The 22746-nt window shown below is 40.5% G+C and carries 23 protein-coding genes; 11 read left to right on the top strand and 12 right to left on the bottom strand.

The window, feature by feature from the left end; genetic code table 11:
- Nucleotides 1–47: 47 nt before the first annotated feature.
- From HIPMA_RS08020 to HIPMA_RS08000, 5 genes are read left to right on the top strand one after another with little or no spacing between them, the layout of a single operon-like run.
- The gene (locus HIPMA_RS08020; protein ID WP_013682535.1) at nucleotides 48–419 is read left to right on the top strand and encodes a hypothetical protein; all 372 of its coding nucleotides are present in this window, start codon (nucleotides 48–50) and stop codon (nucleotides 417–419) included.
- Nucleotides 420–851, top strand: coding sequence for a hypothetical protein (locus tag HIPMA_RS08015; RefSeq protein ID WP_013682534.1), 432 nt, complete (start codon nucleotides 420–422; stop codon nucleotides 849–851).
- A complete protein-coding gene (locus HIPMA_RS09260; RefSeq protein WP_013682533.1) occupies nucleotides 805–2037 on the top strand; it encodes a CoA-transferase in 1233 nt (410 codons plus the stop codon). The genes HIPMA_RS08015 and HIPMA_RS09260 overlap by 47 nt, the downstream gene beginning before the upstream one ends.
- An 11-nt stretch (nucleotides 2038–2048) precedes the next feature.
- Complete coding sequence (locus HIPMA_RS08005; RefSeq protein ID WP_013682532.1) at nucleotides 2049–3125, top strand: CoA-transferase subunit beta; 1077 nt, start codon at nucleotides 2049–2051, stop codon at nucleotides 3123–3125.
- A 58-nt stretch (nucleotides 3126–3183) separates the two neighbouring features.
- The gene (locus HIPMA_RS08000; RefSeq protein ID WP_013682531.1) at nucleotides 3184–3513 is read left to right on the top strand and encodes a YgiT-type zinc finger protein; all 330 of its coding nucleotides are present in this window, start codon (nucleotides 3184–3186) and stop codon (nucleotides 3511–3513) included.
- On the opposite strand, the gene HIPMA_RS07995 is transcribed toward HIPMA_RS08000, so the two are convergent.
- From HIPMA_RS07995 to HIPMA_RS07945, 11 genes are read right to left on the bottom strand one after another with little or no spacing between them, the layout of a single operon-like run.
- Nucleotides 3510–4295 carry a nitrilase-related carbon-nitrogen hydrolase gene (locus HIPMA_RS07995; protein WP_013682530.1) on the bottom strand — a complete coding sequence of 262 codons (786 nt, stop codon included), beginning with the start codon at nucleotides 4293–4295 and terminating at the stop codon, nucleotides 3510–3512. The two genes, HIPMA_RS08000 and HIPMA_RS07995, sit on opposite strands and share 4 nt — an antisense overlap.
- Nucleotides 4296–4298: 3 nt before the next feature.
- Nucleotides 4299–6449: an ATP-dependent DNA helicase RecG gene (locus HIPMA_RS07990; RefSeq protein WP_013682529.1), complete on the bottom strand. Its 2151-nt coding sequence runs from the start codon at nucleotides 6447–6449 to the stop codon at nucleotides 4299–4301.
- Nucleotides 6449–7117 (bottom strand): nitroreductase, encoded by a 669-nt coding sequence (locus HIPMA_RS07985; RefSeq protein ID WP_013682528.1) that lies wholly within the window; start codon nucleotides 7115–7117, stop codon nucleotides 6449–6451. Before HIPMA_RS07985 ends, HIPMA_RS07990 begins: the two co-directional genes overlap by 1 nt.
- Nucleotides 7117–8571 carry a menaquinone biosynthesis decarboxylase gene (locus tag HIPMA_RS07980; protein ID WP_013682527.1) on the bottom strand — a complete coding sequence of 485 codons (1455 nt, stop codon included), beginning with the start codon at nucleotides 8569–8571 and terminating at the stop codon, nucleotides 7117–7119. The genes HIPMA_RS07985 and HIPMA_RS07980 overlap by 1 nt, the downstream gene beginning before the upstream one ends.
- Nucleotides 8572–8580: 9 nt before the next feature.
- Nucleotides 8581–9495 carry a bifunctional riboflavin kinase/FAD synthetase gene (locus HIPMA_RS07975; RefSeq protein ID WP_013682526.1) on the bottom strand — a complete coding sequence of 305 codons (915 nt, stop codon included), beginning with the start codon at nucleotides 9493–9495 and terminating at the stop codon, nucleotides 8581–8583.
- Nucleotides 9492–10583 carry a redox-regulated ATPase YchF gene (ychF, locus tag HIPMA_RS07970; protein ID WP_013682525.1) on the bottom strand — a complete coding sequence of 364 codons (1092 nt, stop codon included), beginning with the start codon at nucleotides 10581–10583 and terminating at the stop codon, nucleotides 9492–9494. The genes HIPMA_RS07975 and ychF overlap by 4 nt, the downstream gene beginning before the upstream one ends.
- Nucleotides 10584–10590: 7 nt before the next feature.
- Nucleotides 10591–11655 carry a peptide chain release factor 1 gene (prfA, locus tag HIPMA_RS07965; protein WP_013682524.1) on the bottom strand — a complete coding sequence of 355 codons (1065 nt, stop codon included), beginning with the start codon at nucleotides 11653–11655 and terminating at the stop codon, nucleotides 10591–10593.
- Nucleotides 11648–12640: a thiamine biosynthesis protein gene (locus HIPMA_RS07960; RefSeq protein ID WP_013682523.1), complete on the bottom strand. Its 993-nt coding sequence runs from the start codon at nucleotides 12638–12640 to the stop codon at nucleotides 11648–11650. The genes prfA and HIPMA_RS07960 overlap by 8 nt, the downstream gene beginning before the upstream one ends.
- Before the next feature lie 20 nt (nucleotides 12641–12660).
- Nucleotides 12661–13176 (bottom strand): phosphoribosyltransferase, encoded by a 516-nt coding sequence (locus HIPMA_RS07955; protein ID WP_013682522.1) that lies wholly within the window; start codon nucleotides 13174–13176, stop codon nucleotides 12661–12663.
- 1 nt (nucleotide 13177) lies between these two features.
- Nucleotides 13178–14194: an AmmeMemoRadiSam system radical SAM enzyme gene (gene amrS / locus HIPMA_RS07950; RefSeq protein WP_013682521.1), complete on the bottom strand. Its 1017-nt coding sequence runs from the start codon at nucleotides 14192–14194 to the stop codon at nucleotides 13178–13180.
- A gap of 9 nt (nucleotides 14195–14203) precedes the next feature.
- Nucleotides 14204–14830 carry a site-2 protease family protein gene (locus HIPMA_RS07945; RefSeq protein WP_013682520.1) on the bottom strand — a complete coding sequence of 209 codons (627 nt, stop codon included), beginning with the start codon at nucleotides 14828–14830 and terminating at the stop codon, nucleotides 14204–14206.
- 191 nt (nucleotides 14831–15021) lie between these two features.
- Between HIPMA_RS07945 and HIPMA_RS07940 the strand changes: the two genes are divergently transcribed.
- The 6 genes from HIPMA_RS07940 to speE all read left to right on the top strand — a co-directional run bounded on the left by HIPMA_RS07940 (nucleotide 15022) and on the right by speE (nucleotide 21270).
- On the top strand, nucleotides 15022–17259 hold the full coding sequence (locus tag HIPMA_RS07940) for an NADP-dependent isocitrate dehydrogenase (RefSeq protein ID WP_013682519.1): 2238 nt from the start codon (nucleotides 15022–15024) through the stop codon (nucleotides 17257–17259).
- A 56-nt stretch (nucleotides 17260–17315) separates the two neighbouring features.
- Entirely contained in the window at nucleotides 17316–17588 is a 273-nt protein-coding gene (locus HIPMA_RS07935) for a 4Fe-4S binding protein (protein WP_013682518.1), read from the top strand.
- A 9-nt stretch (nucleotides 17589–17597) separates the two neighbouring features.
- Nucleotides 17598–18794, top strand: a complete 1197-nt coding sequence (locus HIPMA_RS07930) for a 2-oxoacid:acceptor oxidoreductase subunit alpha (protein WP_013682517.1) — start codon at nucleotides 17598–17600, stop codon at nucleotides 18792–18794.
- Complete coding sequence (locus HIPMA_RS07925; protein WP_013682516.1) at nucleotides 18794–19741, top strand: 2-oxoacid:ferredoxin oxidoreductase subunit beta; 948 nt, start codon at nucleotides 18794–18796, stop codon at nucleotides 19739–19741. Before HIPMA_RS07930 ends, HIPMA_RS07925 begins: the two co-directional genes overlap by 1 nt.
- Before the next feature lie 15 nt (nucleotides 19742–19756).
- Nucleotides 19757–20329, top strand: coding sequence for a 2-oxoacid:acceptor oxidoreductase family protein (locus HIPMA_RS07920; protein ID WP_013682515.1), 573 nt, complete (start codon nucleotides 19757–19759; stop codon nucleotides 20327–20329).
- Nucleotides 20330–20409: 80 nt separating this feature from the next.
- The gene (gene speE / locus HIPMA_RS07915; RefSeq protein WP_013682514.1) at nucleotides 20410–21270 is read left to right on the top strand and encodes a polyamine aminopropyltransferase; all 861 of its coding nucleotides are present in this window, start codon (nucleotides 20410–20412) and stop codon (nucleotides 21268–21270) included.
- Nucleotides 21271–21318: 48 nt separating this feature from the next.
- Here speE and HIPMA_RS07910 read toward each other — a convergent pair whose 3' ends face one another.
- Entirely contained in the window at nucleotides 21319–22551 is a 1233-nt protein-coding gene (locus HIPMA_RS07910; RefSeq protein WP_013682513.1) for a hypothetical protein, read from the bottom strand.
- Nucleotides 22552–22746 lie beyond the last annotated feature (195 nt).

Raw genomic sequence — 22746 nt, 5'->3', positions numbered from 1 at the left:
AAAATGCAACTGACAATAAAAAATCATAGTAGAAGGAGGTGAGAGGGGTGATAGCTTATCCAAAGTCCTTTAGAGAGCGATGGGAGAAGCCCTCCAAAGCCGAACCTCAGGAAAAGCCAACCTCGAAAGAGAGCTTGGAGGTTTGGAAGGCTTTGACCAGTGAAGTTTGGGAACTGGCCATGTCCAACTATTATTTCGAGACATGGATGTGGCAGTTTAAGAAGGTGCCTGCTGCCATTACACGGTTAAATAAGTTAGTTAACCAACTCCATGAGAAAAAAACCGCTGAGATTATGGAAAACGAGTTAAGGATTAAGCTTGACTACATCAAAAATGCCAAAGAGATGTTGGAATTTGCAGAAAATAAGATTGAAGACACATTAAGAACACTCTGGGCAAAGAAGAGGGAGCTTGAGTAAATGTCGGGCGATTTCAGTGTATTACCGGGTCGCATTATAGGTGGCGGTGAGTTTATAACGCTTGATGAAATAAGGGAAAAAGTGCAGCAACTGGGTAGAATTACAAAAACAGCTGGCTCAAGCTTTAGGCTTATACCATTTAATGAAAGTGGCGAGGATGTTCTGGATTTCGATGATATGTATCCTACAGTTTACTTTAATGGAGACTATTCGGTTGATTTTTACATCACCGGTTTAAAGTATGAAAAAGTTATAGAGTTCATCGAAAAACTCTCCGATATTTTGGGTGTTCCAATTGAATATGCAGAACTGGGCAATGAAAAACCTAATCAGAAAGAGGAACTCAAAAAGTTAGAAAAATTTTTAGAAGAATTTGGAGGGGGCTATGGCAGAGGAAAAAAGCAAAATAATGTCAGTTCAGGAAATCGTTAAGAGATTCATCAAACCCAAAAGGGCTTGGTGTGTTGGTGGATTTGGATACACAAGAACAAATGTTTCCATTCCAAGGGAGGTTATCAGGCAGAACATACCTGACCTTTATGTTCAGACAAATGCAGGCGCTACACCTATTATGATGATGGGTGGTGCAGGTCAGCTTGCATGGGTTGAGATGACCTACTTGGGGCTTGAGACGATTCAACCTGTTTCTTATGAGGTTAGAAAAGGGCTTGAGGATGGTCAGATTGAGGCTGTTATGGACCATACCAACTACTCCTGGGCTCTAAGAACAATAGCAGGAAAGTATGGAATGCAGTTTGTCTCTGGAATGACAGAGCTTGGTTCTGATCTTCTTGAGTATGATACATTTGGAGAGGCTGGTTTAAGAGGAAAGGATGATAATGGTTTGTGGATTCATCCAGATATTCCTCCGAAGAGACATGCAATAATCAAAGACCCATTCGATGCTTGGGGTTTGAGGCCTCATCAATACGATCCGAATAATAAATACTCCCTCGGCGACGAGCCAGAACCCACAATGAACCAAACCGCCGCCGAGGAAGATGGAATCTACTATGAGGCACTACGCAAGAGGGTTAACAAGTATACACAAGAAAAAGGTCCAATTGCAATACTTTATCCACCAGCTATTCCATATGTAACTACAACACATGTTCAAAGGGTTGGAGATAAAGGAACAGCAAGGATTGAAGGATTGCTTGTTCCTGATGTTGAGCAATCTATTTCTGCAAAATATCTGGTGATTTCAGCTGAGAAGATTGTTCCTGAGGAGGAATTGAGACTAAGACCTTCTGAGAACCAAATACCGTTTACACATGTTGATGCTATCCTTGAGGCTCCTTTTGGATGTTATCCAACTGGCTCTACATACTACTATGATTATGACTGGATGTGGTGGATGTTTTATATTAAAGCCAATAGGGCTGCAGGTACAAATGACGGTAAAAAGGCATTGGCTGAGTATTGGCACAACATAGTCGGTAAGGATGAATGGGACTTCCTGGAGAACAAGGTTGGAACCGACTACTTTAAGTTTGGAAAGATTGAGGCAAAATACGAAAGCCCCAATGGTACAAAGGGATTCGCAAGGCTATATGAGTTAAGGGCCGATGCTAAATACGGTTATAAACCAGATCTTTATAGACCTATTGGAAAGTAAGGGAGGTAAAAATGGCTATAAAAATTCCTGTTAAAATACCTACGGTTGATGAAGTTATAGAATTAGTGAAGGGATTTTCGTCAGGTATTAGCGATACAGAATATGAAGCATATTGTAAAGAATATGACCTTCCACCTGATGAGTTTACCACGATAGAGTTGTTGGCAATAGCTGGCTCTACGATGATCCCATACGGTGCCTCTATGTTTGTCGGGACAGGTTTGCCTGTTCTTACGATGGCTGAGGCTCAGCATACAATAAACCCCGTTGCAATAACGGTTATGGAAGCTGGAATGCTCGATCCTAAATTTGAGCATGTTCCAATTTCAGTTGCAGACATCAGGGGAACATACATGTCCTCAACAGCCCTCTCAATGGCGGATGCTTTTGGAACGTACGAACAGAGGGGTTATGTTACAGGTGGTGTTTTGGGCGGCGCAGAATACGATGAGTACGGAAACATCAACTCCACAGCTATATGGGATAAAGAGAAGAGCGGAAGAGACGGTTATTGGCCTTCTATTATAAAGAAGGGTGAAAGAAGTCAGGCTGAAAGAGCTGATGATGTTAAATTAGGACCTCCCGTAAGATTCACAGGTTCTGGTGGTGCTAACCCAATAGGTCAGCAGTCAGACTTTACATTGGCTATTATGGTTCAGGAAAAAAGGAGATTTCCACCTCATGTATGCTATCTAACAACGATGGCAGCTGCAAGAGGACCAGAAGGTGAGACTAGATGGGATTATGGTGCACCAAGAGGCGGAAAAGGAATCATGGCCTCCGATGTGTGCGTCATGGAGAACTACCCTGAGGATGGTTCTTACGATATGAGACTAAGAAGTGTACACCCAGGTGTTAGCTTGAAGGATGTTATAGAGAACACAGGTTGGGAGCTTAAAGGTAGAGATGGTAAGGTTCTAACGCCGACCGACGATATACCGGAGACTCCTACGCCTTCTATTGAGCAGTTGAAAGTTCTAAGAATGATCGTTGACCCAACAAGGATTTATCTAAGCAGAAAGACGCTCAGAGAAGTTGAGTATGAAAAAGAGCACGGTAAGCCCTGGAGGGTTAAGATTAAGAGCTGATGGTATCAATGAGGAGGGGATAATCCCCTCCTTTATATAAATTTTGGAGGTAGTAGGAATGAGGTGTAAATTTTGCGGAAGAGAGATGAGAAGGGTGGTTACACCATTTAGAAGGCCTGTAAAGGGTGAGATGATAACTGTGAAGGATATAGAGGTTTACAGATGCCCCGAATGTGGAGCTGTGTTTGTTCCTAAGGATACAGTTAAACATATAGGTAGAAAAACAGGTGAGAAGTTGCTTAAGGTAGCCAAAGAAAGAGGTAGAATAAGAGATGAAAAAGAACACCTAAGAAAAATGCAAGAGAAAGCCGTTAAAGATATTGAGGATGCTATAAAAAAGGGTGAGATAAAAAAGAGAGGAGATGCACCTCCAAAAGTATTTACTTAGACATAAAGCGTTCTTAGGTAATTTATTGAATCCTTAAGAGAGGTTAGCTGATCTCTTATTTGTTCTACTTCGTTTATGTCTAACTTTTCACATACAAAGCCCTCGTCATAATTGAGAGCCTTCAGGAATTCTCCCCATCCATTTATTATATTTGAGTGGCCAGCAAGTTCCCATTTTCCACTCATGCCGACACCGTTTGATGTTAGAAGGAAAAATTGATTTTCTATAGCCCTTGCCTGTGTTAATGTTTGCCAGTGGTTTAATCTGCTTTTAGGCCAGATGGCAGGATGTAGGTGGATATATGCACCGTTGAAGGCCGATTTTCTAAAAAACTCAGGAAACCTTAGTTCGTAACATACGCTTACGCCTATTTTGATATCATTTAATGTGAATGTATTTATTTGAGAAAAATCACCTCTATTGAAATATTTATCCTCACCTGTTAAACCAAATAACATTGTCTTTTTATACTCAAGCAGAACTTTTCCATCTTTTATGGCATAAAATATATTAAAAACCTTGTCGGTTTCAGGATTGTCTACAACGTAGGTTCCGCAAATACAGATATTTTGGGAGAGTCTTTTTAGCTCTTTAATAATCTCCGGCGTTGTTTTGGATAGGTCTTTTAGCTTTTTGAACAAAAAACCGGTTGTCCACACCTCAGGCAAAAGTATTAGATCACAACCCTCCTTCTTTGCCTGCTCTATCAATGATATTCCCTTTTTAAAGTTAGCATCAACATTGCCTGCCTCTATTTTGAATTGAGTTATGCAAGCCTTCATCTCTCACCCCACATTTATATAACTTAATCTTTCTTTCCATTCTCGTTTTAATATAGTCAAAAGCCCATCGTTTAAAGGATAGTCTTTTTTAAGTAACATGTCTATATCTTTTTTTACGGTATTAATAAGTTTTATGTCTTTAAGGATGTTTGTGTATTTTAGGTCTCTGCCGTGTTGCCTTGTTCCCAATATCTCGCCTGAGCCTCTAAGTTGAAAATCGATCTGGGCGATTTCAAATCCATCATCGGTTTTTAAAAGCGCTTCTATGCGTTTTTTTGCTGTATCTGATAGGTTGTTGTTTGTTATTAATATAGCGTATGAATCAAAAGAGCTTCTGCCAACCCTACCCCTTAGCTGATGAAGTTGGGAAAGACCAAACCTGTCTGCGTTTTCTATGATTATGACCGTTGCAAGGGGTGAATCTATACCCACCTCTATAACGGTTGTGCTGATCAAACAATCTATTGCCCCCTCTTTAAAATCCTTTAAAATGGCATCTTTCTCTTCGGGTTTGAGCTTTCCATGCAATAACTCAACCCTAAAGCCTTTAAAAAACCCATCCTTTAGCTCCTCATGAAGCTTTATTGCAGCCCTGTAATCTTCAAAGTGTTCAGATTCCTCAATCAAAGGTGCGATCACATATACCTGATGTTTTTTGTTCAACTCATCAATGGCTATTTTGTATGCCTCTTGCCTTTTGTTTTTGTAAAAGTGAAGCGTTTTTATTTTACCTCTGTTTGCGGGTTTTTCTTTGATTGTTGAAAGGCTTGTTTTTGAGTATAAGACCATAGAGAGGCTTCTTGGTATAGGTGTTGCGCTCATTAGAAGCAGGTGGGGGAATTTACCCTTTGAGGATAGGTTTTTTCTCTGTTCAACGCCAAACCTGTGCTGTTCGTCTATGATGATAAAGCCCAAATTCTTAAATTCCACCTGCTCTTCTATCAAAGCATGTGTCCCAACAACGCAATCTATCTCGCCGCTTTTTATCTTTTGGTAAACGCTCTCTTTCTTCTTGGTTGAGCTTACAAGTAAAGAGGTTTTAAACTTGAATTTTGCCAGGAGCTTATCTGCTTGAAGGAAGAATTGAACCGCCAGCGGCTGGGTGGGTGCCATTATAGCCACCTGATAGTTGGCCTTTAATGCGGCAAGTGCGCATATCAGGGCGACAACGGTTTTGCCGCAACCCACATCGCCCTGCAGAAGCCTCAGCATGGGTTTTGAGCGAGTCATGTCTTTTAGTATCTCGCCTATAGCCTGAATTTGGCCGTTTGTTAACTCAAAAGGCAGATGTTTTTTGACCTCATCTAAAAAATCTGCCTGTGTTTCTATTGATGGTGCCGTCTTTTGTGTTAAGCGTTTTTCTTGCAGTCTCAAACCCAAAAGCAGAAAGAACATCTCCTCGTATTTCTGTCTTTTTTGAATTGAACTATCTGCTCCGTCTGACTTTAGGTGTTCAAAGAATTCATCTAATAAGGGCAGGTTGTTTTTGGATATGACAGAATAGGGCAGATAATCAAAAGGCCTTTTGGGCAGCATTAGCATAGCTTTTTCTTTGGCTTTTGCTATGGTTGTATTTCTTAGTCCTATGTTTGGGTAGACTATTCTCTTTGATGGTTCAAATTCTTTTGCTTTTATTAGCTTCGGATGATTGAGCTGTAATAAAAATCCATCCCTCGATGCCTTACCCAGACAGACTATCTCATCGCCAGGCTTTATCGAGGATAGCATCCTTTTTATATACGGTGTTAGCCTAAACCAGTTGCACCGTATATGGACTCCTTTTGAATTCAGTAAGACACTTAAAACCCTCAATCCCCTGTTTTTTGATAGAACGATACCTTTTATTGCGCAATACTCGCCGTTTTTTATGGATTTTGGGTCTTTTAGTGAATAGTTCTCAATCCGCAGGGGTTCAAAACTCAATAAATCCTTGATAGTTGTTATACCCCTGCGGGTTAGTTTTTCCTGTGTGGCTTTTGGTAGCTTTAGCTCTAAGATATCCTTTGTAAGAGTATCTGCGGTCTTTTTGAACTTTAAGATACTGTTTTCTTTTCTAATTATGAGTTTTGCAGACTCTATATCCCTCTCAAAAAGCGCCTTGAATAGCCTGCTTTCCAGTTTATCGAGTGTTTTTAAGTATAATTGCGCACCCATTATTCATAAAAGGTGGTAAACTCCTCAACCTTATCCCGGGGCATTCTTACCTTATTGATAGGGGCGTCTAAGTTTGGATAGCCCAACGATATACCATACACTATCATCTTGCTTTCGGGTATGCCCAAAGTCTCTCTTATTATGTCGGGATACATAGCGATCGATGTTTTGGGGCAGCTTGCAAGACCAAACTCTAAGGCTGTAAGCATTATGCTTTGGGCAAATATACCTAAATCCAAAAACACAGCCTCGCCAATCCCCCTCTCGACCATAACTATAAGCTCAACGGGTGCGTCAAAGAACTTAAAGTTTTGCAGGATATGCTCAAGGAGCTTGTCTTTATCCTTCTTTGGGTCTATCTTTTTTGCATCAAAGACAATTGTGTTGCAGGTGTTGAATCTTTCTTTGAGTTTTTCTGGCAGTTGTTTGGTGTAATGTTCGTAATCGTATTTGCGCGGCTCTCTGTTTTTTACAGCCTCCATAAGCCTTTCTGCAAGCTGCTGTTTTTTCTTGCCCATTACAACGGCAACCTCCCAGGGCTGTATGTTGTGTCCTGAAGGTGAAAATCGCGCTATATCGAGGATTTTATATACCGTTTCTTTATCAACCGGTTTGTCCAAATACGACCTTACAGAAAACCTGCCCTTTATAGCCTCTGCTACATTCATTACCTCACCTCCCGTTTTAGGTATTTATTTAAAAGCTTATCCATCTTAATTTTAACATCCTCACTCATATCTATATCGGGTGGCCACTCCCTTGCAAAACCCTCACTCTTCCATTTCTTCGTTGCATCTATACCCATCTTCGAGCCAAAGAACGGCATGTCTGATGCATGCTCCAACACATCTAACGGGCCTTTTGTGAATATGATATCCCTTTTGGGGTCTATGTTATTGCCCAATCTCCAGATAACCTCCGATATGTCCTGGACATTCACATGTTTGTCGAATATCACGATTATCTTGGTTAGACTCATCATGCCCAATCCCCATAAGGCGTTTATGACCTTGAATGCATGGCCTGGGAACTGTTTATCGATGGAGACAAACGCAAAGTTGTGAAAGATCCCCTCAACGGGCAGGTTTATATCGACGATTTCTGGCAATATTTTCTTAATTATCGGCAAAAACAGCCTTTCTGTGGCCTTACCCAAAAAGCAGTCCTCCATCGGCGGTTTGCCCACTATGGTTGCAGGGTATATGGGGTTTTTTCTCATTGTTATCCGCTCTATGTGGAATACAGGGTAATAATCAGCTAAGGAGTAATACCCCGTGTGGTCGCCAAATGGACCTTCTATGTGCAAAGGCTCATTGGGATCAACATATCCCTCAAGTATGATCTCTGCCTCGGCAGGAACAAGTATATCTGAAAGCGTGGCTTTGGTTAGTTTTACGGGCTTTCTGCGCAGGAAACCGGCAAACAGCATCTCGTCTATATCCTCAGGCAGTGGTGCCGTTGCTGTGTATATGGTTATGGGGTCTGCGCCTATTGCAACACAAACCGGCATCTTCTGGTTTTTCTCTTTATACCACCTATAATGGTGCGCTCCATCTTTGTGGATATGCCAGTGCATACCGGTTGTGTTTTTATCAAACACCTGCATTCTATACATGCCGCAGTTCTGCTTGCCTGTTTTGGGATTTTTTGTAAATACAAGCGGCAGGGTTATAAAACGCCCACCATCCATCGGCCATGTCTTTAGGATGGGCAGTTTGGTTAGGTCTGGGTTGTCTATGATTATCTCCTGCGATGGGGCATAGGAGACGATTTTGGGTATAAATTTGCTAAACTCCTTAAGTTTTACTATGTTTCTTAGCTTATCCCAGAAATTATAGGGCACCTCGGCATTTACAAGCTCCTCAACCCTGCTGCCCAACTCGTCAAGGCTTTCAACATTTAAGGCAAACTCGGTTCTTTTTCTTGTGCCAAACAGGTTCATTACAACAGGTATGCCGCTGCCTTTGGGGTTTTCAAACAGAACCGCAGGACCGCCGCTTTTTATGAGTCTATCTGCTATGTATCCCATCTCATAAACAGGGTCAACCTGATCTTTTATAATCAACAGCTCCTTTTTTTTCTTAAGAGCCTCTATGTATTCGCCCAAGCTTTCAAAAACCATCGCCTTCTCCTAAAGGATTGTTTTTATCTGTTTTATATCCTGTTTTATTTGGCTTATCAGATCATCTATTCTTTTGAATTTTCTCTCTGGCCTTATAAAATCTATAAACTCGATTGTTATCCTTTTTCGATACAAGTCACCGTTAAAATCAAAGATAAAGGCCTCTATGTGCTTTTGTGTGCCTTTGAATGTTGGATTGACGCCCACATTAACAGCAGCCGCATACTTCTTTGAGTCTATGTAAACATAGGCTGCATAAACACCGTTTGTTAGGAGTATCTCGTTTGTTGGATAGATGTTTGCCGTGGGAAAACCAAGCGATGAGCCTCGCCCTTCGCCCTCTTTTACGATACCGGATATGGTGTAATTCCTGCCCAAAAACTCATTGGCCAATCCGATTTGACCTGTCCTTAAAAATTCCCTTATCCTTGTTGAGCTTACTATTGTGCCGTTGATTTTAAACGGAGGTATTACGATAAGTTCAAAACCAAGACTGTTGGATAACTCCCTTAATGTTTTTGTTGTTCCAAGAGCCTTTTTGCCGAATGTGTAATCGTGTCCCACACATATTGCCCTTGCATGCATTCTGTCTATGAGTATGTCTTTTACAAAATTATACGGCTCCATCTCGGCAAATGCTTGCGTAAAGTGGGCACAAACAACTATATCTATACCGAAGCTCTCTATGATTTTTGTTTTCTCCTTAAATCTCTGAATTAAGAACGGTTCATCTATGTGCTCTATGACCTTTTTTGGGTGGGGATGAAAAGTGAATACTGCAGGTGTTAGATTTAGTTTTTTGCTTAGCTTGACCGTTTCATTAATAAGTGCTTGATGCCCCCTGTGGATGCCATCGAAGTTTCCTAACGCTATAGCCGTTGCTTCTATATCGCACTCTGCGTATATGTCCCTTATAACCCTCATACATTAAACCTGAAATAAACTACATCGCCATCTTCCATGATATAATCCTTGCCCTCAAGGTGCATTAAGCCTTTTTCTTTGGCCTGCTTTTCGCCCCCTGCGGCTATGTAATCTTCGTATTTTATGATCTCAGCTCTTATGAATCCTCTTTCTATATCGGAATGTATTACACCTGCAGCTTCTTTTGCCGTTGTTCCTTTCTTTATCGTCCAGCCACGAACCTCTTTTGGTCCGGCTGTGAAGAATGTTATTAGACCGAGCATCTGATAGCCTACCTTTGCAAGCCTATCAAGGCCTGATTCTTTTAAGCCTAACATCTCCATAAACTCTTTTCTTTCCTGCTCAGACAGTCTGGATAACTCCTCCTCAACCTTGCTTGAAAGCACTATGACCGGTGCATTTTCCTTGTTTGCTATCTGTTTAACGGTTTCTGAGTATTCATTACCATCTAAGCTATCCTCCGATACATTGGCCACATATATCACAGGTTTTGCGCTCAGAAGCCTTAACTCGTTTACTAAATCCACCTCTTCTGCCTTTAGGCTTTCACTCCTTATAGGTTTTCCGCTCTCAAGCAGGTTTTTAAACCTCTCCAGTATCTCAAGCTCGGCTTTGGCCTTTTTGTCGCCGCTTTTTGCTATTTTAAGTGTTTTGTTTTCCCTGTTTTCTATGGTTTGCAGATCGGCAAGCATAAGCTCTGTGTCGATAATTTCTATATCCCTTTTGGGGTCAACCTCGCCAACCGAATGCACGATGTCTTCATCCTCAAAACACCTAACCACATGCACGATAACCTGAACATCCCTGATGTGGCTTAAAAACCTATTGCCCAATCCTGCACCTTCGCTTGCACCCTTCACAAGCCCTGCAATATCAACAAACTCCACAACAGCAGGTGTGATTTTCTTGGGGTTTACTAACTCTGCAAGTTTATACAGTCTTTCATCTTTAACCTCGGCTATGCCCACATTTGGTTCAATTGTGCAGAATGGAAAATTGGAGCTTTCGGCATTGCCCCTGCTTAAGGCATTGAATGTTGTGGATTTACCCACATTGGGAAGACCCACTATTCCGCATTTAAATCCCATTTTTCCCTCACATTCCGCTTTCTTTTAGTTTTCTTGCCTGTTCATCTACGATTAATGCCTCTATTAGCTCATCCAGATCTCCCTCCATTATACTATCCAGCTTGTATAATGTTAGGTTTATCCTATGGTCTGTTACCCTACCTTGAGGGAAATTGTATGTTCTTATGCGTTCAGATCTATCGCCTGAGCCTATCTGACTTTTTCTCTCTTTGGCCCTCTCTTCATCCTTTTTACGCCTGTAAAAATCATAAAGCCTTGACTTGAGTATCTTTAGCGCTTTTTCCTTGTTTTTAAGTTGAGATTTCTCATCCTGGCAGCTAACCACCATACCGGTTGGAAGGTGGGTTATTCTTACGGCTGAATCGGTTGTGTTTACATGTTGTCCACCGTGTCCACTGGCTCTAAACACATCTATTCTCAAATCCTCTGGCTTTATCTCAACATCAACATTCTCTGCCTCGGGCAATACGGCGACGGTTGCAGCCGATGTATGGATTCTGCCCTGTGATTCTGTTATAGGTATCCTTTGAACCCTATGTGTGCCGCTTTCGTGTTTGAATAGATGATAGGCTCCTTTGCCTTTTATCTCGGCTATTATCTCCTTTATGCCACCTGTATCGGATAGGCTTTTGCTTAACACCTCAACCTTGAAGCCCTTGTTCTCTGCATATCTTGAATACATCCTAAACAGGTCTGCTGCAAATAAAGCAGCCTCCTCGCCACCTGTTCCTGCCCTTATCTCCAATATTACATCCCTATCGTCGGCCTCATCTTTGGGGAGCAATAGGAGTTTTATTTCTTGTTCGAGCTCAGGTAGACGTTCCTTTAGGTGTTTTAATTCTTCTTTTGCCAATTCTTTTAACTCTTCATCCTCAAGAAGCTCTTCATTTTCCTCAATCTGCCTTAGGATATTTCTGTATTCTTTGGCTTTTTCTACAATGGGTGTAAGTTTTTTTATCTCTGAGCTAAGCGATTTGTACCTATCCAGATCGCCTACAACATTTGGATCTGAGAGTTGAGTTTCTATGTATTTATATTTTTCCTCTAATTCTTCAAGTTTTTCTTTAAGCATTATCTCCTCCAACTCTATAGCTGTTCAGTCTCTCATCGCTCATCGGCTTAACATCTATTATAAACTCCCTTGAGCCTTTAAATATCAGGTTTTGGGCTTTCTTTGAATATCTCTTTAGTATTGCAGCTGCGGTTATGATTGTCTCTATGTGGGGTTCTTTTAAAAATACGCCAACGCCACCTGGGCTGTTCAGACATCTTATCTGTGGCAGGTCAGAAAAATTATCAGTCAAAAACTTTGTTTCTTCCGCATTCCTCGATACGATAAACTTAAATCCATCAACCCTGAAGTGCCTGCCTATTTTTAATAGTTCAATAGCCACTGGACTGTTCAGTTCATCCTTTTTATCGAGCATCTCTTTTAGTCTTGCACTAAATTGAGTATCAGTTAGCAAACACCCACCGGCTGGACTTTCAAACTCCTCAATACCGAAGGTTTTAGCAAGCTCAAATTGCGCCTTTCTTGTCCTGCCCTGTATGCAGTATAGCTTATCCCTATCCACTATGCCTTCCTTCTCCATGATTGTTTCTTTGAGGCATTTTGCAGAGAGCGGTCTTAAAACTAAATCTATTAGTCCTGCATGCTTTTCTATTGTTCGAAGAACGGTATACGATCGTTGACTCATAGGCCTTTGACCTAAAACCTCACCTGTTATGATAAAGCTTGCCCCGATTTTATCCGCGTACTCTTTGGCCTTTTTGTAAAAGAAGGCTTTGCAGTCTATGCATGGATTTAGATTTTTACCATAACCAAAGCGTGGGTTTAGAAGCATCTCTATATATGCCTTATCATCCCTTGCAGTTTCCAATGCCAGTCCAGACTTATTTAGTTGTTCTTTTAGTTTATCTATTTCTTTATTGTAAAAGGGTGTCTGAACGAATAATGGATAAACTTCAACCCCTAAGGATTTTACTATCAATATAGCAAGTAGGCTGTCAAGCCCCCCTGAGTATAGTGCGACACATTTTTTGTTTAAATTTTTCATATAACTGTAGGATAGTTCTGTTATGATTCACCCATTAGGTATATTGCGGGTAACTCCCTGTATTTTTCGTTGTAATCCATTCCAAAGCCGATGATGAAGCCTTTGTCTAAATCAAACAGATAGTAATCAGGCTCTATATCCTCCTCTCGTCTTTCGTGTTTATTGACTGCTACGCATATCTCACAACCCGTTGCACCCTGGGATAGCATATAATTTTTAACCTCTTTTATCGTTTTGCCCGTGTCAAGTATATCATCCACGATTATGCAGTGTTTACCCTTTAAATCAACAGAGGGTTTCTTGATCCACTCTATTTTTCCAGTTGATCTATCGCCTGCGTAGCTTTTTACTCTGATGCTGTCCTTGATTGGATTTGTTTTCATCTTCTGTGTGAGCTTCTCAAAAAACGGCTTGCCGCCTTTTTCTATGTAAAGCATAACCGTTTTTTCTTGTTTACTCCTTAGCTTTTCATCTAATAGCTTTGCGAGTTTCTCTATTCTTTTTTCTATCTCTTCCTCTGCAAACAACAACCTCACCTTAACTCTCCACCACATCTATTTTTGTCCCGCATTTGGGGCATTTACCATCTTTTATGGCATAGGATAGAATTTCATAGCCATATCTTGCTATCAGAAGTTCGCCGCAATTTGGACAGTATGTGTGCTCGCCCTCATCACCCAGCATGTTGCCCGTATATACATACTTTAGGCCTATTGATAGGCCAATTTGCCTGAAGTTCTTTATAACTTCTGGAGGGGTCGGCATAACATCGCTGAATTTGTAAGCCGGATAAAACCTGCTTATATGCCAGGGAATTGATGGATCTATGTTGTAGATATGCTCGGCTATCTGCATCGCCTCGGCCGGATCATCATTTGCTGTTGGTATAACAAGTGTAGTAACCTCTACCCAAATTCCCTTGGATTTCATATATTCTATGCTTTCAAGAACAGGCTTTAATCTGGCTCCACCGCATATCTGCATATAGAATGCATCATTGAAGGCTTTAAGGTCAACATTGGCAGCATCTATTAAGCCGTCCATCATATCTATCGTTTCTTTTGTCATATAGCCGTTTGTTATAAATATGTTCTTCAGTCCCTTCTCTTTTGCCAATTTTGCCGTATCTATGGCGTATTCGAAGAAAATGGTGGGTTCAGTGTATGTGTATGCTATAGACTTACAACCTGCAGATATGGCATCTTCTACAACCTTTTCAGGTGGATAAACATCACCCACAACAGCACCTGCGTTTTCTTTGGGATATTGGCTTATGTCTGCATTCTGGCAGTTCAGGCAGTTAAAATTGCACCCCACGGTTGCTATTGAAAACGATTTAGTAGATGGTAAAAAGTGGAATAATGGTTTTTTTTCTATCGGATCTATCGCCTTTGCTACAGCCCTCGCATAAACTGTAGAATAAAGTGTGCCTCCTTCATTTTTTCTTACACCACATATGCCCGTTTTGCCATCTGCTAACTTACACCTAAATGAACATAAATTACATTGAACCTTATTATCCTCAAGTCTCGAATAAAGATAAGCTTCTTTCATTTTTTTCTCCTAAGACAGTAGTATGCTTGATAGCGGTAAAACGAAGAATGTAAAGATAAAATCAAAAATACCCAAAAACAGCAAGGCTATTACTATATATATACCGTATGGCTCGAGTTTTGAAAAGTTATAAGCCCATTTTGGTGGTAAGAATGCAGCCAATATCCTGCCGCCATCGAGTGGCAGTATAGGTATAAGGTTAAAAAAGGCAAATATTAAATTCAACTGCACACCGTATAGGCATGTTATCATGAGTGGTTGTTGTATAAAACTTGCTGGGAGAAACAGGCTAATCCTATAGATTATAGCAAATAATACGGCAAGTAGTATATTTGTTGTAGGTCCTGCTGCTGCAACTATGGCCGAATCTCTTTTGGGTTTTTTTAGGTTAAAAAAATTTACGGGTACCGGCTTTGCCCAACCAAAAAGAATAGGCGAGTGAGCGATTATCAAAATAGCAGGCAGAACAATAGTGCCGAATATGTCTATGTGTGCCACTGGATTCAATGTGAGCCTGCCTGCAAACTTGGCTGTGTTATCACCCAATTTATATGCCACATATCCGTGGCTTACCTCATGAAAAACAACAGCCACTAAAAAAGGTATGACCATTAAAAAAATGTTGGGATTTATCAACTTCTCCCCCTCCTTTCACTCACAAAAAGAATGCAATAAGAGAGCAAAAAAGTCAAGCTTAAAGCCTTGAAAAATCAATAATTTCTTGACACAACTTGATAATTGGTGTATATCTTGCGCAGAGTTTAGGGGTGTCTGCAAGGAGGCATTTATAAAGTGAAAAATAAGAATTTATAGAAAGGAGTGGAAGGATGGCTACAGGAAAACCTACAATTGTATGGACGAAGACTGACGAGGCGCCTTATTTAGCATCATTTTCTTTACTACCCATAGTTAAAGGCTTCGTCAAGCATGCCGATGTTGATGTTGAAGTAAGGGATATCTCCTTGGCAGGAAGGATTTTGGCTACATTTCCTGAGTATTTGAAAGAAGACCAGAGGATCAATGACGATTTAGCCTATTTAGGCGAGTTGGTTAACAAACCAGAAGCCAACATCATAAAACTTCCAAACATCTCTGCTAGCGTTGTTCAGCTTAAGGAAGCTATTAAAGAGCTTCAAGAGAAAGGCTACAACGTTCCTGATTATCCTGAAGAGCCAAAGGATGAGAAAGAAAAAGAGATAAAAGAGAGATATGCGAAGGTTTTGGGAAGCGCTGTTAACCCTGTTTTGAGGCAGGGCAACTCAGATAGAAGGCTTCCAACTTCTGTTAAAGAGTTTGCAAAAAAATACCCAGATTCAATGGGTTTGCCGCTAAAGCCGTGGCCAGAAGATTCAAAAACCCATGTTGCCCATATGGATGGTGGTGATTTCTATGAGCATGAAAAGTCCTTCACGACAGACAGGGAAATGGATATTGAGATTCAGTTTGTCGATGAGAACGGCAATGCTCAAACTATGAAAAAACTTCACCTACTAAAGGGTGAGGTTTTTGACGGAACCTTCATGAGCGTTAAAAAACTTAGAGAGTTTTTCGATCAGCAAATAAAGGACGCCAAAGAGAAGGGTGTTCTTTTATCATTGCATTTAAAAGCTACAATGATGAAGGTATCCGATCCTCCAATCTTTGGACATATGGTTGAAATATACTTCAAAGATGTATTTGAGAAGTATAAGGAACTGTTTAAAGAATTAGGCGTTAATCCAAACAACGGCCTTAGAGATCTTTACGCCAGAATTCAAAAATTACCAGAAGACCAGAGAAAGCAGATTGAAGCTGATATAGAAAAGGTATATGAAAAGAATCCTGAGCTTGCTATGGTTGATTCAAGAAAAGGAATAACAAACCTTCATGCTCCAAACCTCATTATTATCGATGCTTCCATGCCGCCAATGATAAGAGATGGCGGTAAAATGTGGAACAAGAACGATGAGCTTCAAGATACAAAGGCCGTTATTCCTGATAGATGTTATGCTACCATGTATAAAGAGGTCGTTGAGGATTGTAAGAAGAATGGTCAGTTTGACAGAACCACAATGGGCGATGTTTCCAATGTTGGTTTGATGGCTATGAAGGCCGAGGAGTATGGATCACATGATAAAACCTTCTTAGCTCCATCTAATGGAACTGTGCGTGTTGTAGATGAAAATGGCAATGTTTTGATTGAACATAATGTTGAAAAAGGTGATATCTGGAGAGGTTGTCAGGCTAAAGATGAGGCTATCAGAGATTGGGTTGGCTTGGCCGTAAGAAGGGCAAGAGCAACAGGTTATCCTGCCGTTTTCTGGCTTGATGAAAATAGGGCTCATGATGCTGAGCTTATAAAAAAAGTTAAAGAGTATCTTAAGGATTATGATACAGAGGGTCTGGACATTAGGATTATGAGGCCAGTTGATGCTATGAGATTCTCGCTTGAAAGAATCAGAAAAGGTCTCAATACTATATCTGTAACAGGCAACGCTTTAAGGGATTATTTAACAGACCTCTTCCCGATTTTGGAAGTTGGAACATCAGCCAAGATGCTTTCAATCGTCCCTCTGCTTGCCGGTGGTGGTTTGTTTGAGACAGGTGCTGGTGGTTCTGCCCCAAAACACGCCCAGCAGTTAATAGAAGAAGGACACTTAAGATGGGATTCTTTGGGTGAGTTTGGCGCTATTTTTGCCTCACTTGAGCATATAGCTGAAAGATATGGCAACAAGAAAGCCAAGGTAATGTCTGATGCTGCCGATAAGGCCATGACAAAGGTGTTAGAGAATCAGAAATGGCCAGGTAGAAAGGTTCATCAGCTTGATACAAGGGGCAATCATTTCTACTTTGCTATGTATTGGGCTGAGGCTTTGGCTGAGCAGAGTGAGGATGAAGAGCTTAAGAAAATCTTTGAGCCTATAGCAAAAGAAATGAAGGAAAATGAAGAGAAGATAATAAACGATTTTGATGTTGTTCAGGGTAAGCCCTCCGAAATCGACGGATATTACTGGCCAGATGAGGAAAAGGTTGAAAAGATAATGAGGTGTAGTGAAACTCTAAATTCTATTGTTTCAAAGCTGTAAGAAAATGGGTGAGGGGGCTTTGTGCCCCCTTAATTCTTTAAAGAAGGAGAGGTTGTATGGCTGAAAAACGCATGCCGGTTGAGATTAATGAAAAGTTGTGTAAGGGTTGCGGTTTGTGTGTTAACGTTTGTCCAAAAAATGTTTTAGAGATGGTTGAGGATTTGCATGTCTGGATGGGTACTATAGCAAAGGTAGCAAGGCCTGAGGATTGCATTAGATGTAAAATGTGCGAGAATATTTGTCCAGATTTTGCAATTACTGTTGCTGATATCGGTGTTGAACTTGAGTTTGCAGATAGTAAGGGAAATACGGTTACAAAAAGTAAGTAGGAGGAATCAATGGGAAGAATTGGATTTATGGATGCTAACGCTGCCATAGCTGAGGCGGCTGTTGTTGCTGGATTGGGCTTTTATGCGGGTTATCCGATAACACCCTCCAGCGAAGTTCCAGAAAGACTATCAAAGATAATGCCCGAAAGGGGCGTGCCTTTTATGATGATGGAAGATGAGATTGCTTCTATCAATGCTTGTGTTGGCGCAGCTGCAAGTGGTGTTAAAGCTATGACATGTACAAGTGGACCTGGTTTATCCTTAAAGCAAGAAGCATTCGGCATGGCTTGCATGTTTGAGGTTCCACTTGTTGTTGTCGATGTTATGAGGGGAGGCCCTTCAACTGGATTGCCAACAAGGCCTTCTCAGGGCGATATAATGCAGGCAAGATGGGGAACACACGGAGACCATCCTGTAATAGCTATTGCTCCTGCCAACGCACAGGAAGCTGTTTTTGAGACTATTAGGGCTTTTAATTTGGCTGAAAAATTTAGACAGCCTGTTTATATTTTAACAGATGGTTCATTGTCTCACTTGCACACAAAGGTTTACATTCCAGACCCAGAAGAGGTTGAAATTGTTGATAGACAGGCTCCAGATGTTGAACCTGATGAGTATTATCCTTATGATTATAACTACGAGATTCCACCTCTTGCTCCATGGTGGACAAAGGACGGAAAAAGCTACAGATATCATATGTCCAGCTTAATTCATGATAAGACTGGATTCCCAACAGTTGTTCCAAAGTATGTTCAGTGGCTGTTGAACAGGATGCATAGCAAGATTACAAACCATCTTGATGAAATATTGAAATATGAGTATTACAAGATGGACGATGCAGAAACCTGCATTATAGCGTTTGGTTCCACTGCTGAGGCTGCAAGAGTTGCAATCGATGAGGCAAGAAAAGAAGGTATAAAGGTTGGAATGTTCAGACCTCTAACCGTTTGGCCATCACCAGAACAACAGATAAAAGATATTGCAGGAAAAGTTAAGAATATAATAGTTCCAGAGATGAATTTGGGCCAGTATATACTTGAGGTTCAAAGGATCGTTGGTGATGCTGCTAATGTTTATGGAATTAGCCAGGCAACAGGAACCCTTATTAGGCCTTCTCAGATTCTTGAAAAAATCAAGAATCCAGAGAAGAAGGTCGAGATTGTTATGACTGATGAGGAGATTAGAAGGTTTGGAGGAGGCGAATAATGGCTGTTGATTACACAAAATACCTAAGAATGGAAAAGATGCCGCTTTACTGGTGTCCAGGTTGCGGCGATGGTATCGTTTTAAAATGCTACCTTGAAGCCATTGATGAGTTAGGTTGGAAAAAAGATGACTGTGCTATGGTATCCGGTATTGGATGTGCAGCAAGGGTTACAGGTTATGTTGACTTCCACACATTGCACACAATTCATGGAAGGGCTATAGCTGTTGCATCAGGTATAAAGATGTCTCATCCGGATAAGCATGTATTCGTTTTCGGTGGTGATGGCGATCTGGTTCATATAGGCGGAAACCATTTAGTTCATGCATGCAGAAGGAATATAGATATTACAGTTGTTTTGATTAACAACTGGATCTACGGAATGACTGGTGGTCAGCATTCCTGTACAACACCTCCAGGTGCAAAAGCATCTACAGCTCCAAGGGGAACATTTGAGCCAACAATCGATGTTTGTAAGATGGCAATTGGTGCCGGTGCAGGCTATGTTGCAAGGGGTTTTGCAGGAGACCCAACAAGACTTACAAAGCTTATTAAAGAAGGTCTTGCCTATAAGGGTTTCAGCTTGATTGAGGTTTTCAGCCCATGTCCAATTAACTTTGGAAGAAGAAACAAATTGGGCGATCCTGCTAAATTGATGGATTATATGAAAGGTTTCCTTGTAAGCTCAGCCAAAGCTAAGAAGATGAGTGAAGAAGAGCTTAAGGGTAAGTTTGTGATGGGTGTATTGCACAAGGATGAGAGCAAGCCAGAGCTTACAGAATCTTACAAGGCGTTGGTTGAGAAGGCTCAGGCAAGCGATGAATACTGGGCAAAATATGTAAAAGGCAGTGTAACAGATGCCGATAAATATAAGATAACAAGGGAAGAGTTGAAAGGATTGTATCCATACGATGTTGAAACACCATTAAAAGAATGGAAAAAACTTTAAGGAAGAGGTAAGAAAATGGCATTTCATTATGAATTAAGATTTGGAGGAGTAGGTGGACAGGGTTCCTTAACAGCAGGAACAATTCTTGCCCATGCAGCCGTTTTTAGAACCAAATATTACGCTACTCAGGTGCCTACATATACATCCCAGGTTAGGGGTGGTGCAGCAAAGGCTGATATCATTATTTCTGATGAGCCCATAACATTCCCTGAATCAACCAATGTTGATTTCTTCCTGTCAACTCATCAAAAGGCTTATGATGCCTACAAGGGCGACTTAAAGGAAGATGCCTATGTTTTAGTGGATTCAGGTTTAGTTGTAGTTCCAGATGATGATGCTAAAAAGTATAAAGTTTATGAGTATCCTTTAGTTAGAACAGCTAAATATGAAATAGGCAATGTTGTTACTATGAACATTTTGGCTGTAGGAATTTGTTTAGGTCTTACCGAGGTTTTGCCTATAGATGCAGTTAGGGATACAGTTAAAGAAGAGGTTCCGCCAGCATTTATAGATATGAACATGAAGGCTTTTGATATGGGCTTAGAAGTGGGCAGGAAGTTTAAGGCAGAGGGCCCAACAAAGAAGTAATTTGGCTTTAAATTAATCTTTCAGGGGTTGTAGTCTGTGGGCTACAACCCCTATTTTTTTGCACAAAGGAGGAGCATGACATGGCTTATTTTCCAGAGTTCTGGTTCACAGAAAAATATACAGGCACATGTGGTTTCACATTTAAAATAAAAAGGGTTTTAAGCACAGAGCAAAGCCCTCTTCAGAGGCTTGATATCTTGGAAACTTACGATTTTGGCAGGGTTATGCTGCTTGATGGGCTGGTGATGTTTACAGAGAGGGATGAGTTTGTTTATCATGAGATGATAGCGCATTTGCCTTTGTTTGCCGCTTCTGACCCTAAAGATGTTTTGATAATCGGAGGAGGCGATGGTGGAACGGCAAGGGAGGTTTCAAAGCATATATACCTAAACAGCATAACCAATGTTGAGATAGATGAGGTTGTGGTTAAAAATAGCAAGAAATACACACCGTTTGTTGGGTGTGGTTTTGATAATGAAAAGGTTAATCTAATAATTGGCGATGGTATTGAGTTTGTCAAGGATAAAAAGGGGCTTTACAATGTTGTCATAATAGATTCAACCGACCCGTTTGGTCCAGCCGAGGGGTTGTTTAATTCTGAGTTCTATGGCAATGTCAGGGATGCTTTGAGGGATGGTGGTATAGTTGTTGCTCAGGCTGAGAATACCTACTACGATAAACGATGGATGATGAGGTCAGTCAATAATATGAAAAAAGCGTTTGGCAAGAATAATGTGGCTATATATCAGGCAGCCATACCCACATATCCATCAGGCACATGGGTCTTTGCTATCGGTTGGAAATCGGGTGAGCATCCAAGGGATAGGTTTGATGAGGAGAGGTTTAACAAACTCAATCTAAAGCTAAAGTATTACAACCCTGAAATTCACAAAGCAGCATTCGCTTTGCCGAGTTATGTTGAGGAGATTTTAAAAGGGTAATAAAAAAGGCGGGGCTTTAGCCCCGCTTAGGATTTGTTTTTGCTTTGATTAGAAGCTGTACGTATAGCGCATGAAATATTGGTTTCCCTTAACTTTTACATCATCTCCATTTGTGTCAGTCTGGAAATATTTGTCTTCTACGTGTCTCCACTCAAGAGTTAATTGTGTGTATTTTGTTGTTTGTATGGCAACATTGGCAAAGTATGTAGATACATAAGGTTTTTGATCTTTATTGCCTGCTGTAGTTAACCCATAAGAATGTTTAAATTTTGCATAATCGTAACCACCTGCAACGGCTACACAAGGCATAGGCTTTATTTTAGCTTCAATATTAAAAGCATCAAATCTGTTAGTATTCAAGCTGCTACCATCATAGTAATAAGAATAAGGTGTTATTATATTATTGTTTGTATCTTCATTTAAGCCAGCAAATTTTGTAGCACCTTTTCCATAAACATAATTAACATTAAGTGTGACCATGGATACAGGAAGTTTTAAACCTGTTCCAAAAATAACAGGTGTTTTACTTTTTTCTGTATATTTACCGGTGGTATCAAGATATTTTATCTTAAGAGGAGTTATCATACCGTAAGCATAAATCCTTGCTGGGGCACCAAAACCGGTTTCGAAAGATAAAGCTAGTTTTGCAGCTACACCAGGCATTACTTTTCTACTGATGCTAGCATTATTTACACCACTTACATTTGTGTAAGAAACATCTTCAAGGGCTAAACCTGCATCAAGTTTAGCTCCACCTAGGTCAAAACTTGTTCCAGCCTTTATCTGTGGATTCCTTGAAGCTCCGTTCATTCCTACAGGAGCCTCGAAAGCAGTTGAAAAAGATCCTCCGTCTAGCTCAAGACCATAATCCCTTCCAATACGTAGATAGAAGTTATCAAAATTATGCTGAATATAAGCTTTCCTTATACCAAAAGAACCATCGTAGAAATGAGCTTCAATTTTACCTGTTAAATTTGCATCTTCATTTTTGAAATTTAACCCTAATCTTGTTTGGTATGTGCTGGACATAAATTTTGTATCATTACTGGATGGATCATCTTGACCGCTGTAATCCTTGTAGGGCATATTCAAGAACTCACTCGTGTTTGTTTCCATCTTGTTTGTCCAACCAGCTATATACCTGATGAATCCATACATCTGAACCTGAGTATCACCCTTTACAGCAACTGTGCCAGCCTGTGCGGATACAGGAGCAGAAACAGTAGCTATACCACCTACCAATGCCGCTGCTGCTACCAATGAAATCAACCTTTTCTTCATGTTTAAAACCTCCTAACAAAGTTTTTAAAATTTTTCTGCATCACTTTCACATAATAAGCCCAACCTACTGGTTTGTCAAGTCTTTTTCCGACTTTTTCTTTAGCTCCCACCCCCTTAAAAAGAAATTCACAATTCACATTCTATATATTTTTTTCGGTAAGTCAACAATAAATTTTAACATTATTTAATTTTTTA

Source organism: Hippea maritima DSM 10411, assembly GCF_000194135.1.
GTDB classification, from domain to species: domain Bacteria; phylum Campylobacterota_A; class Desulfurellia; order Desulfurellales; family Hippeaceae; genus Hippea; species Hippea maritima.
This window is presented reverse-complemented; position numbering and strand designations above follow the sequence as displayed.